This window comes from Streptomyces sp. NPDC044033 (genome assembly GCF_056434425.1).
The window spans coordinates 1-12030 of sequence record NZ_JBWKFF010000031.1; the positions used below are offsets into that span (position 1 = coordinate 1).

Annotated in this window: 8 protein-coding genes; 6 read left to right on the top strand and 2 right to left on the bottom strand. The window is 72.4% G+C overall.

From position 1 onward, the window contains the following. Window positions 1-471 precede the first annotated feature (471 nt). Together AC07AB_RS36045 and ptsP are read left to right on the top strand one after the other, a co-directional pair. Window positions 472-921, top strand: coding sequence for a PTS sugar transporter subunit IIA (locus AC07AB_RS36045; RefSeq protein ID WP_478576095.1), 450 nt, complete (start codon window positions 472-474; stop codon window positions 919-921). Window positions 922-998: 77 nt separating this feature from the next. Continuing rightward, window positions 999-2669: a phosphoenolpyruvate--protein phosphotransferase gene (ptsP, locus tag AC07AB_RS36050; protein WP_478576096.1), complete on the top strand. Its 1671-nt coding sequence runs from the start codon at window positions 999-1001 to the stop codon at window positions 2667-2669. Window positions 2670-2727: 58 nt separating this feature from the next. Here the strand turns inward: ptsP and AC07AB_RS36055 are convergent, their stop codons facing one another. Next, window positions 2728-3627, bottom strand: a complete 900-nt coding sequence (locus AC07AB_RS36055; RefSeq protein WP_478576098.1) for a hypothetical protein — start codon at window positions 3625-3627, stop codon at window positions 2728-2730. A gap of 69 nt (window positions 3628-3696) precedes the next feature. Beyond that, on the bottom strand, window positions 3697-5706 hold the full coding sequence (locus AC07AB_RS36060; protein WP_478576099.1) for an acetoacetate--CoA ligase: 2010 nt from the start codon (window positions 5704-5706) through the stop codon (window positions 3697-3699). A 324-nt stretch (window positions 5707-6030) separates the two neighbouring features. Here AC07AB_RS36060 and AC07AB_RS36065 point away from each other — a divergent pair, with 324 nt between their 5' ends. The 4 genes from AC07AB_RS36065 to glpK all read left to right on the top strand — a co-directional run bounded on the left by AC07AB_RS36065 (window position 6031) and on the right by glpK (window position 12015). Beyond that, window positions 6031-8415 carry a glycoside hydrolase family 31 protein gene (locus AC07AB_RS36065; RefSeq protein WP_478576101.1) on the top strand — a complete coding sequence of 795 codons (2385 nt, stop codon included), beginning with the start codon at window positions 6031-6033 and terminating at the stop codon, window positions 8413-8415. A 173-nt stretch (window positions 8416-8588) separates the two neighbouring features. Beyond that, window positions 8589-9455 carry a M15 family metallopeptidase gene (locus tag AC07AB_RS36070; RefSeq protein WP_478576102.1) on the top strand — a complete coding sequence of 289 codons (867 nt, stop codon included), beginning with the start codon at window positions 8589-8591 and terminating at the stop codon, window positions 9453-9455. A 282-nt stretch (window positions 9456-9737) separates the two neighbouring features. After that, on the top strand, window positions 9738-10472 hold the full coding sequence (locus AC07AB_RS36075; RefSeq protein ID WP_478576104.1) for an MIP/aquaporin family protein: 735 nt from the start codon (window positions 9738-9740) through the stop codon (window positions 10470-10472). Between the two features lie 13 nt (window positions 10473-10485). After that, window positions 10486-12015 (top strand): glycerol kinase GlpK, encoded by a 1530-nt coding sequence (glpK, locus tag AC07AB_RS36080; RefSeq protein WP_478576105.1) that lies wholly within the window; start codon window positions 10486-10488, stop codon window positions 12013-12015. Window positions 12016-12030 lie beyond the last annotated feature (15 nt).

Genomic DNA, 12030 nt, shown 5'->3' on the forward strand with positions numbered 1-12030 from the left:
GCGTTGACTTTTGGCACGCTGTTGAGTTCTCAAGGAACGGACGCTTCCTTTGTGACCGTTTCACCGGTCTCTCCGGGCGCTTCCCTTCGTGTTCCACCACTCTATCAGTTCTTTTCCCGCTCTCTTACCGCCTGTTTTCCGCAGAAATGCAGACACACAGAAGCGAATCCGAGAATTGGATCAGTATCCGATAGGTGCCGCCCTCCGACTCGCTCGCAGTTGACTGCGTGCCTCGGTCGTGGGCAGGGATACGACAGTACATGCCCCGCAGGACCGAGGCAAATCGATTCCGCGCTCCCCCTGATGATCTGGATGACCGAGTGGGCCTCCAAGGGGGCTCGCATGGGACCGCACTCTTATGGATCTTGTGTGCGGAATCCGCCGTTCCTATGACTTACCCTTCTGACCAGTGCGTCGTCCGGTACAGGTAGTGGCGGCGCGTGATGAATCTCCGCCCCTGGGAGGCTTCCCATGACCACCGTGACGTCCCCGCTCACCGGACGCGCCATCGGACTCGCGGCAGTGCCCGACCCGGTCTTCTCCGGCGCGATGGTGGGACCCGGTACCGCCGTCGACCCGGTTCGTGAACCGTCCGAGGCCGTGGCGCCCGTGGACGGTGTCATCGTCTCCCTGCACCCCCACGCGTTCGTCGTGGTGGACGCCGAGGGACACGGTGTGCTGACCCACCTCGGCATCGACACCGTTCAGCTCAACGGCGAGGGCTTCGAGCTGCTCGTCAACAAGGGCGACACCGTCACCCGCGGCCAGGCCGTCGTGCGCTGGAACCCCGCCGCCGTCGAAGAGGCCGGCAAGTCGCCGGTCTGCCCGGTCATCGCGCTGGAGGCCACCGCCGACGCGCTCGGCGACGTCCGCGAAGAGGGCGACATCAAGACCGGTGACACGCTCTTCACCTGGCAGTGATCCCGGGCCGTCGCTGACGGCGCGTACGACATCCACCGTGGCGGCCGGAGCCGCCGCATCAACTGGAGACAGGTGAAATGGAGACAACGCTGCGAGGCGTCGGTGTGAGCCACGGTGTGGCGATCGGCGAGGTACGGCACATGGGCACGGCGGTCCTGGAGCCGCCGGCGAAGCAGATCCCCACGGACGAGGCTCCGCGTGAACAGGGGCGCGCGCGCCAGGCCGTGGAGGCCGTGTCCGCCGACCTCATCGCACGCGGGAACCTGGCGGGCGGCGAGGCCCAGGCCGTGCTTGAGGCCCAGGCCATGATGGCTCAGGACCCCGAGCTGATGGCCGACGTCGAGCGGCGCATCGCGGTGGGCAGCACCGCGGAGCGGGCGGTGTACGACGCCTTCGCCTCCTACCGGGCGCTGCTGGCCGGGGCCGGCGAGTACCTGGCGGGCCGGGTCGCCGACCTGGACGACGTACGGAACCGCATCGTGGCGCGGCTGCTGGGCGTGCCGATGCCGGGCGTGCCGGACAGCGACGAGCCGTACGTGCTGATCGCGCGGGACCTCGCGCCCGCCGACACCGCGCTGCTGGACCCGGCGCTCGTGCTCGGCTTCGTGACCGAGGAGGGCGGGCCGACCAGCCACAGCGCGATCCTCGCCCGCGCGCTCGGGGTGCCGGCCGTGGTCGCGCTGCCCGGTGCGAGCGAGATCGTCGAGGGCACGGTCGTCGCGGTGGACGGCAGCACGGGCGATGTCTTCGTCGAGCCGGACGCGGCCAAGCGCGCCGAGCTGACCGGCGCCGCGGAGGCCCGTAAGGCCGCTCTCGGCGCGTCGTCCGGGCCGGGGGCCACCTCCGACGGGCACAAGGTGCCGCTGCTGGCGAACATCGGCGGGCCCGGCGATGTACCGGCCGCGGTCGAGGCCGGCGCGGAGGGCGTGGGTCTGTTCCGTACCGAGTTCCTCTTCCTGGACGACAGCTCCAAGGCGCCGTCCGAGGAGAAGCAGGCCGAGGTCTACCGCGAGGTCCTGGCGGCGTTCCCCGAGGGCCGGGTCGTCGTGCGGGTGCTGGACGCCGGGGCGGACAAGCCGCTGGACTTCCTGACGCCGTCGGACGAGCCCAACCCGGCGCTCGGGGTGCGGGGGCTGCGCAGCCTCCTCGACCACCCGGAGGTGCTGCGCACACAGCTGGCGGCGCTCGCCAAGGCTGTCGAGGGGCTGCCGGTCTACCTTGAGGTCATGGCCCCGATGGTGGCCGACCGGGCCGATGCCAAGGCGTTCGCGGACGCGTGCCGCGAGGCCGGGCTCCAGGCGAAGTTCGGCGCGATGGTGGAGATCCCCTCCGCCGCGCTGCGGGCCCGCTCCATCCTCCAGGAGGTGGAGTTCCTGTCGCTGGGCACCAACGACCTCGCGCAGTACACCTTCGCGGCCGACCGTCAGGTCGGCGCGGTCTCCCGGCTGCAGGATCCCTGGCAGCCCGCGCTGCTCGACCTGGTCGCCGCGTCGGCCGAGGCCGCCAAGGCCGAGGGAAAGAGCTGCGGTGTGTGCGGTGAGGCCGCGGCCGATCCGCTGCTCGCCTGCGTGCTGACCGGTCTGGGTGTCACCAGCCTGTCCATGGGCGCCGCGTCCATCGCGTATGTGCGCGCCACGCTGGCCAAGCACACGCTGGCGCAGTGCGAGCGCGCCGCCGCCGCGGCCCGCGCCGTGGACTCCGCCGACGAGGCCCGTCGGGCCGCGCAGGCGGTGCTCTCCGGCGAGTGAGCCGGATGTGAGTTGCCTTGAGGGGCGTTCCACCGTGAGGTGGAACGCCCCTCGTGCGTCAGGACGCCTCCTCCCCCTCCGGTGGCCGTACGAGGGCGGTGCCCGCGAGGTACTCCACTCCGTGCTCGGGTGGGACGGGTTCGCCGGTGTCGGCGTCCGTGCAGTAGGCGGCGAAGACCTCCGCCTCGCTCAGCGGGCGCAGCCAGCCGTCGTGCAGGACCCAGCCGCGGACCCGGTCGTGTCCGCCGGGTGCGGTGGTGCGCAGGACGACGCCGCCGCGGCTCGCGGTCGACAGGCCCGCGGCCAGCACCGTGCAGAAGACGAGGGCCTGCGTCTGCGGCACGTGGAGCAGGCCGTCGGGCCGGGGCTCGGCGTGGAGCACCGCGAGGAGCGGCGCTTCGTCGGCCGGGATGCTGCACACCAGGTGGTGAGCGCCGTGGCCGGCTGCCTCAAGGAGCAGCCGCAGGGCGTGCGAGGCGCGGTCGAACGCGTCGTCGGCGCGGTCGTCGCAGCCCCCGCAGCGGCCGGCCCGGGACAGCAGCCCCGTCGCGTACTCCCAGGTCGCCTGGCGTTCGGCCTCGTCGATGAGGTGCGGCAGCAGGTGGTCGATGGGCTGGCCTTCGTACGGCACCGTGCCGCCGGCGGTGCCCAGTTGGGCCGTGTAGCGGGTGCGGCTGGCGGGGGCGTCGGGGTCGAGCCGGGTGTGCGCGCAGAATTCCTCGTAGCCGACGGGGTCGAAGAGGGCGACGGTGATGTGGACGCCCTGTGCGGCGAGCGTCCTGAGCAGTCCTTCCATCTGCCGCAGGTAGGCCGTGTGGTCGTCGAAGGAGAAGGTCTCGTACCGGCGCATGGCCGTGAAGTCCCGCTCGTCGGCGAGCACGGCCACGGTGCTGGGCACTTCTCGGCGCAGCAGGTGCCGTGCGGTCGGTCGCTTTCCGTCGTTCCCGGTGTGCCCCATGGCTCCCCCTCAGCATGAGCGATCAATGCTCACTCAGCGTAACCGGGGGCACTGACACGGCCTCTCGGCTCAGCTGTCGCGGTCGTGGGCGAGCCGCTCGTAGAAGCGCAGGAGTTCGAGGTCGTCGACCGATCCGGGGTTGACGGCCTTCTCCAGCCGGGTGCCTTGCAGGAGCCGTTTGACCGGGACCTCGATGCGTTTGCCGGTGAGGGTGTGCGGGATTCCGGGGACCTCGATGACCTCGTCGGGGACGTGGCGTGGGGAGAGGTGTTCACGGATGGTGTTCTTGATGCGGGTGCGCAGGCCGTCGTCGAGTGCGGCCCCTGGTGCGAGGTGCACGAAGAGGGGCATCCAGTAGCCGCCGTCGGGCTGTTCGACGCCGATGACGAGGGATTCGCGGATCTCGGGGAGCCGCTCGACCGCCTCGTAGATGTCGGCGGAGCCCATCCGTACGCCCTGGCGGTTGAGGGTGGAGTCGGAGCGGCCGTGGATGACGACGGAGCCGCGGGAGGTGAGGGTGATCCAGTCGCCGTGCCGCCAGGCTCCGGGGAACATCTCGAAGTAGCTGTCGCGGTAGCGGCTGCCGTCGGGGTCGTTCCAGAAGTGGATCGGCATGGATGGCATGGGGTTGGTGATGATCAGTTCGCCGACCTCGTCGATGACGGGTTTGCCGTCGGTGTCCCATGCCTGGAGGTCGGTGCCGAGGCAGGGGGCCTGGAGTTCGCCGATGTGGACGGGGAGGGTGGGGACGGCTCCGGCGAAGCAGCTGCACACGTCCGTGCCGCCGCTGACGGAGGCGGTCCACATGTCCTCGGAGATCTCGTCGTGGATCCAGCGGAAGCCGTCGGGCGGCAGCGGTGAGCCGGTGGTGGCGACGCACTTGACGCTGCTGAGGCCGAGGTCGCGGCCGGGGTGGAGGTCCGCTTTGCGGCAGGCCATGACGTAGGCGGCGGAGGTGCCGAAGAGGGTGGCGCCGGTGCGTTCGGCGATGCGCCACTGGGCGGAGATGTCGGGGTGGCCGGGGCTGCCGTCGTACAGCACGAGGGTGGCGCCGACGAGGAGGCCGGAGACGAGGAAGTTCCACATCATCCAGCCGGTGGAGGTGTACCAGAAGAAGCGGTCGCCGGGGCCGAGGTCGCAGTGCAGGCCGAGCTGTTTGAGGTGTTCGATCAGGATGCCGCCCTGGGACTGGACGATGGCCTTGGGGAGGCCGGTGGTGCCGGAGGAGTAGAGCACCCACAGGGGGTGGTCGAAGGGCACCTGCTCATAGACGGGTTCGGTGCCGGCGGAAGTGAGCGCGTCCCATTCGAGGGCGCCTTCGGGGGCCGGGGTGCCGAGGAGCGGGATGTGCACGACGGCGCGGAGCGTGGGCAGTTCGCGGCGCAGTTCGGCGACGGTCTCGGCGCGGTCGTGGCGCTTGCCGCCGTAACGGTAGCCGTCGACGGTGAACAGGACGACGGGTTCGACCTGCTGGAAGCGGTCGAGGACGCTGCGGGCGCCGAAGTCGGGGGCGCAGGAGGTCCATACGGCGCCGACGGCGGCGGCGGCGAGGAGTGCGGTGACGGCCTGCGGGATGTTGGGGAGGTAGCCGCTGACGCGGTCCCCGGGGCGTACGCCGAGGCGGCGCAGCTCGGCGGCGAGGGAGCCGACCTGGCCGCGGAGTTCGGCCCAGGTGACGGTGTGCGGTTCGTGGGTCTCGTCGACGTGGAGGAGGGCGGGCGTGCCGGCCCGGTCGGGGTCGTCGGCGGCGCGCAGCGCGTGTGCAGCGTAGTTGAGAGTGGCGCCGGGGAACCAGGAGGCGCCGGGCATGGCGCGGTCGGCCAGGACGCGCTCGTACGGGGTGGCGAAGCGTACGTCGAACCATTCGGCCGTGGCCTGCCAGAAGCGTTCCAGTTCCTGTACGGACCAGCGGTGGAGCGCGGCGTAGCTCGCGGCGGGGTCGCCGGGGAGGGCGGCGGGTGCGCCGTGTCGCTCGGCGGCCCACTCCTGGAAGCGGGTGACCTGGGCTGCGGCGATGCGGTCCTCGCCGGGCTGCCACAGGGGTTCCGGCTGGGCTGCGGGCTGCGGTGCGGTCGTCATCTGGCGTCTCCCGGGTCACGCGTCGTGGGCGTCGCCGCGCACGAGCGGGGTGTGCGCGGCACGCGGCTGTTCAGGACGATGCCATGTGATCGACTCTCGCACCAGGTCCGGGCCCTGCGGCGGGGGCGGCCGGGGAGCACCGGGGCCACGATCGGCGGTCGGCGGTGCCGCGCCCGGTGTCGCGCGCGGTGTGTGCGGCGGCGGATCCGGCCGGTGGAGGCCGTGGGCGTGCGGTGACGGCGAGGTGGGACGGCGGGATGACCCTGGGTGAACGTGAGTTGAACGGGCCGCCTCTCCGGCGGCGTCGATGGCAGGGTGAGCAGCATGGATGCGCGTGGCCTGGTGCGGTCGGTGAAATCAGTCGGTTCGGGACGGGGGCTGCGGCCTCTGCGTTCGGCGCTGCGGCGGCGGCGCGCGGACGCGGCCGGGCTGCCTCGGCGCGGGGCGGAGCGGGCGCGGGTGCCGGGTGCGGCGCAGGGGGCCGAGCCGCAGCCGGGCGGTGGTGTGGTGCGGTTCGCGCGGTCGTCGCTGCGGGTGCGGGTCGCGGCGGGCGGCGCGGTGTTCTGCGGCTGGGACGGCGCCGGGCCGGAGCCGTCGTACGCGCTGGCGGGGCCCTGTCCGGCGGTGGACGAGCGGGCGGTGCTGGAGCCGGATACGGACGGCGGCTGGCGGGTGGTGTCGGAGCGGGTGCTGGTGGTGGTGGACCGGCACGGCGCGGTGGAGGTGCGGACGCCCGGGGGCGTGGTGCTGCGGCGGGATCTGCCGCCGCGTTGGTGGGAGCCGGTGGACGGGCGGGGGGCTGTGCCGCATGAGGCGGGGGCGGCGGACGCGCAGGCCGGGGCGCGCTGGGTGCAGCGGTCCGAGGTGGCGGCGGACGCGCGGTTCTTCGGGCTGGGCGGCCGGGCGGCCGGGCCCCGGCTGCGGGACGGTTCGTACCGGCTGTGGAACACCGATCCGGGCGGGTCCTTCGAGCCGGGGGACGATCCGCTGTATCTGACGATGCCGGTGCAGTTGGTGGTGGCGGACGCGGGTTCGCATCTGGTCTTCCACGACAACTCGTGGGACGGGCGGGTGGCGTTGCGGGAGGGGGTGGAGGGCGCGGGTTCGGGGCACGACCGGCCGGGCGGGTGCGAGGTGCGGATGGACGGGGGGCCGCTGCGCTACTGGGTGATGGCGGGGACGCCGGCGCGGGTGCTGCACGCGTGGACGGCGCTCACGGGCCCGCCCGCGCTGCCGCCGACGTGGGCGCTGGGGTATCACCACGCGCGCTGGGGGTTCGGGGACGCGGGCGAGGTGCGGCGGGTGGTGGCCGGGTACCGGCAGCGGGGGCTGCCGCTGTCGGCGCTCCATCTGGACATCGACCACTACCGGGGGCACCGGGTGTTCACGGTGGACGGCGAGCGGTTCCCGGATCTGCCGGGGCTGGCGGCGGAGCTGCGCGGGCAGGGGGTGCGGCTGGTGTCGATCGTGGACCCGGCGGTGAAGGCGGAGCCGGGGAACGCGGTGTACGAGAGCGGGGTGGCGGCGGACGCCTTCGTGCGGGACGCGCGGGGGCGGCGGGTGCGGGGCGAGGTGTGGGCGGGCGAGTCGGTCTTCCCGGACTTCACGGAGCCCAGGGTGCGCAAGTGGTGGGGCGGGCTGTACGGGGAGCGGCTGGCGCGGGGGTTCTCCGGGGTGTGGCACGACATGAACGAGCCGGTGTCGTTCGTGGCCTTCGGCGATCCGACGCTGCCGCGTTCGGCGCGGCACGCCCTGGAGGGCCGGGGTGGTGATCATCGGGAGGCGCACAACGTGTACGGGCTGGCGATGGCGCGGGCCGGTTACGAGGGGCTGTGCGAGCTGCGGCCCCAGGAGCGGCCGTTCCTGTTCTCGCGGTCGGGGTGGGCGGGCGTGCAGCGGTACGGCGGCAGTTGGTCGGGGGATGTGGCCACGGGCTGGCCGGGGCTGCGGGCGTCGCTCGCGCTGGTGCTGGGGCTGGGGTTGTGCGGGGTGCCGTATTCGGGGCCGGATGTCGGGGGGTTCACGGGTTCGCCGTCGCCGGAGCTGTTCCTGCGGTGGTTCCAGCTGGGTTCGCTGCTGCCGTTCTTCCGTACGCACGCGTCGATCGGGGCGGGGCGGCGGGAGCCGTGGGAGTTCGGTCCGCGGGTGCTGGAGCACGCGGGGGCGGCGCTGCGGGAGCGGGAGCGGCTCATGCCGTATTTCGTGACGCTGGCGCAGCTCGCGCACCGGACGGGTGCGCCGTATGTGCGGCCGGTGTGGTGGCGTTCGCCGCGGGACCGGGCGTTGCGCGACTGCGAGGACGCGTTCTTGTTGGGCGATTCGCTGCTGGTGGCGCCGGTGCTGGAGGCGGGTGCCCAGTGCCGGGCGGTGCGGCTGCCGCGCGGGCGGTGGTACGACACGGCGACGGGCCGGGCGTACGAGGGGCAGGTGCTGGTGCCGGCGCCGTTGGAGCGGATTCCGGTACTGGCGCGGGCGGGGTCGGTGGTGCCGGTGGCGGGCGCCGGGGGCGGGGTGGAGCTGGAGGTCTGGGAGCCGGCTCCGGGGCGTACGGGCGGGGGCGTGCTGATCCCGGACGCGGGGGACGGCTGGGAGCAGCCGGCGGCGGTGCGGTTCACGACGCGGTGGCGGGATGGGCGGCTGCGGGTCGAGCAGGAGGGGGCGGACGAGGTGGCGTATCCGGTGCGGGTACGGGGGCGGGCGACGGGGTAACGGCCGGCGGCGGAGCGGCTCCGCGCCCTCGTCCGCAGTGGCGCCGTGCCCTCTCGCGATGGCCTGTGTCCTCTTCCCTGGGGCCGTCGTCGTCTTGCGGTGGCCCTGCGTCCTCTTCCCCGGCAGCCGTCGGGCCTGCTAAGTGGAGGGACGACTGACGATGTGGAGGGACCATGCCAAGAATCGCCGCCGTCTCGCGCGTACGCGCCCTGCCCGCCGTATCCGCCCTGCCCGCCGTGTCCTCCCTGGCCGCACGCGCGCTCGCCCTGTCCACCGCCGCTCTCCTCGCACTGGCCCCGGCCGCCTCGGCGCTGGCGCGCCCGGAGCGGGAGCCCAAGGCCCCGAGGGGATTCGTGGCCCTCGGCGACGTCGACCCGACGATCCTTCAGGAGATCCGCTACATCACCCCGCACAACTTCACCGGCCGCCGTGTGGACGGCTATCTGCAGCCGGTGTGTCTCCTGACCCGGCCTGCCGCGCTGGCCCTGCACCGGGTGCAGAGCGGGCTGCTGCGCCGGGGGTACACGCTCAAGGTCTACGACTGCTACCGGCCGAAGCGCGCGGTGGGGGCCTTCGTGGCGTGGGGCAAGGACCTCTCCGATCAGCGGATGAAGGGCGAGTTCTATCCGCGGGTGGACAAGTCGCGGCTGTTCGAGGACGGCTACATCGCCGAGAAGTCGGGGCACAGCCGGGGCAGCACCATGGACCTGACGGTGGTTCGGCGGCCGGCCGTGCCGACCCGGCCGTACGTTCCCGGTGAGCGGCTCGTGCCCTGCCACGCGCCGAAGTGGCAGCGGTTCCCGGACAACTCGGTGGACATGGGGACGGGGTTCGACTGTATGGACGCCCTCTCCCACACCCTCGATCCGCGGGTGCGGGGGAAGCAGAGGGCCAACCGGCTGCTGCTCAAGTCCGCGATGGAGAAGGCCGGTTTCGTCAACCTGCCGCAGGAGTGGTGGCACTACACGTACCAGCCGGAACCCTTCCCCGGCACCTACTTCGACTTCCCGGTCTCCTACGGGTCCGTACACGGGCGCTGAGCGGACGGTGGCACGGCGGCGGCCGGCGCCGCGCCACCGCCGCTGCGGACGACCTTGACGCTCCGTCAGCACCGGTGAACACTGCCGGGTATCAGTCGGCACCGCCGCAGTAGGGCGTCCCCGGTGGTGCCACCGCTCCCCTGGCGAATGCCCTGTCGCGCTGGTCGCCGACGCCGGGCAGGGGGCACGGGAACCCTCGGCCGCCGGCCGCCGCCTCGATGGGGAGCACCCCCTGCACGGAGGACCGGGACGGGAGTCCCGGGCGAGGGACTGGGAGCCGCAGTGGATCAGTTCTCCAATGGCGACATCTTCATAGGCGAGATCATCGGCACCGCGGTGCTGATTCTCTTCGGCGCGGGAGTATGCGCCGCCGTCACTCTCAAACACTCGAAGGCCAAGGCGGCCGGCTGGGTCGTCATCGCCTTCGGCTGGGGCTTCGGCGTGCTCGCCGGGGCGTACACCGCCGGGCCGCTCTCGGGCGGCCACCTCAATCCGGCGGTGACGCTCGGCATCGCCGTCGACACCGGGCACTGGGACAAGGTGCCGGTCTATGTGGCGGGCCAGCTGGTGGGCGCGGTGCTCGGCGCGGTGCTGTGCTGGCTCGCCTACTACGCGCAGTTCGCGGCCAATGCCGACCAGGACACCGCCCAGCCCACGCTGGGGATCTTCGCGACCGTTCCGGAGGTCCGCAGTCCGGTGGCCAACCTCCTCACCGAGGTCATCGCGACGATGGGGCTGGTGCTGCCGGTGCTGGCCTTCGGGCTCACGAAGGGGCTCGGGCAGTCCGGCACCCAGACGCTGATGGTCGCGTTCGTCGTGGTCGGCATCGGTCTCTCGCTGGGCGGGCCGACCGGCTATGCCATCAACCCGGCCCGCGACCTCGGTCCGCGCCTCGCGCACGCCGTGCTGCCCATCCCCAACAAAGGCACCTCCGACTGGGGGTACTCCTGGATCCCGGTGGCGGGTCCGTTGATCGGGGCTGCGCTGTCCGGTCTCATCTTCAATGCAGCCTACTGACTCGGGAGACGTCATGATCGACAGGACCGGCGAGGCCGGCAAATATGTCGCCGCGATCGACCAGGGCACCACCTCCAGCCGCTGCATCGTCTTCAACCAGGACGGCGCGATCGTCGCCGTCGATCAGCGCGAGCACCGGCAGATCTTTCCCAAGCCGGGCTGGGTGGAGCACGACGCGACCGAGATCTGGTCCAAGGTGCAGGCCGTGGTGGCGGGCGCGCTCGCCAAGGCGGGGCTGCGGGCCGACGAGCTGAGCGCGGTGGGCATCACCAACCAGCGGGAGACGACGGTCCTGTGGGACCGTACGACGGGCAAGCCGGTGCACAACGCGGTCGTGTGGCAGGACACGCGTACGTCCGCGCTCTGCCGGGAGCTGGGCGGCGCGGACGGCCAGGACCGGTTCCGGGCGGCGACCGGGCTGCCGCTCGCGAGCTACTTCTCCGGGCCCAAGGCGGCCTGGCTGCTGGACAACGTGCCGGGGCTGCGCCGCCGGGCCGAGCTGGGCGAGATCGCCTTCGGCACCGTGGACTCCTGGCTGATCTGGAATCTGACCGGCGGCACGGACGGCGGTGTGCACGTCACGGACGTCACCAACGCCGCGCGCACGATGCTGATGAACCTCGAAACGCTCCAGTGGGATGCCTCGGTGCTCGCCGCGATGAACCTGCCCGAGGTGATGCTGCCCGAGATCAGGTCCTCGGCCGAGGTGTACGGGACCGCGGTCGGCCAGCTCTCCGGGGTCCCGGTCGCCGCCGCGCTGGGCGATCAGCAGGCCGCCGTCTTCGGGCAGACCTGCTTCGGCGTGGGCGAGGCCAAGAACACCTATGGGACGGGTTCCTTCCTGCTGCTCAACACGGGCGAGAGGCCGGTGGCGTCCAAGAACGGGCTGCTGACGACGGTGGGCTACCGGCTGGGCGGCGAGGATGCCGTCTACTGCCTGGAGGGCTCGATCGCGATCACGGGCGCGCTGGTGCAGTGGTTCCGCGACCAGTTGGGGATCATCCAGTCCGCCGACGAGATCGAGCCGCTGGCCGCGAGCGTGGAGGACAACGGCGGGGCGTACATCGTGCCGGCGTTCTCCGGGCTGTACGCGCCGTACTGGCGCTCGGACGCGCGGGGCGTGATCACCGGGCTCACCCGGTACGTGACCAAGGCGCACCTGGCGCGCGCCGTGCTGGAGGCGACGAGCTGGCAGACGCGTGAGGTGGTCGACGCGATGTACCAGGATTCCGGGGTGCGGCTCACCTCGCTGAAGGTGGACGGCGGGATGACCGTCAACAATCTGCTGATGCAGCATCAGGCGGATGTGCTGGGCGTGCCGGTGATCCGTCCGGTCGTCGCCGAGACGACGTGCCTGGGCGCCGCCTACGCGGCGGGGCTGGCCACGGGGGTCTGGCAGGACCTCGACGAGCTGCGGGCGCACTGGAAGCGCGACACCGAGTGGACGCCGCGGATGGAGGCCGGGGAGCGCGAGCGGGAGTACGGCAATTGGCGCAAGGCGGTCGAGCGCAGCTTCGGCTGGCACGAGGAGAGCGGCGCCTGACCGCTGCCGCGACGG

What these genes read in the sequence shown, in the direction of transcription:
- AC07AB_RS36045 (WP_478576095.1), top strand. Translation starts at nt 472, where the DNA reads ATGACCACCGTGACGTCCCCGCTCACCGGACGCGCCATCGGACTCGCG.
- ptsP (WP_478576096.1), top strand. Translation starts at nt 999, where the DNA reads ATGGAGACAACGCTGCGAGGCGTCGGTGTGAGCCACGGTGTGGCGATC.
- AC07AB_RS36055 (WP_478576098.1), bottom strand. Translation starts at nt 3,627, where the DNA reads ATGGGGCACACCGGGAACGACGGAAAGCGACCGACCGCACGGCACCTG.
- AC07AB_RS36060 (WP_478576099.1), bottom strand. Translation starts at nt 5,706, where the DNA reads ATGACGACCGCACCGCAGCCCGCAGCCCAGCCGGAACCCCTGTGGCAG.
- AC07AB_RS36065 (WP_478576101.1), top strand. Translation starts at nt 6,031, where the DNA reads ATGGATGCGCGTGGCCTGGTGCGGTCGGTGAAATCAGTCGGTTCGGGA.
- AC07AB_RS36070 (WP_478576102.1), top strand. Translation starts at nt 8,589, where the DNA reads ATGCCAAGAATCGCCGCCGTCTCGCGCGTACGCGCCCTGCCCGCCGTA.
- glpK (WP_478576105.1), top strand. Translation starts at nt 10,486, where the DNA reads ATGATCGACAGGACCGGCGAGGCCGGCAAATATGTCGCCGCGATCGAC.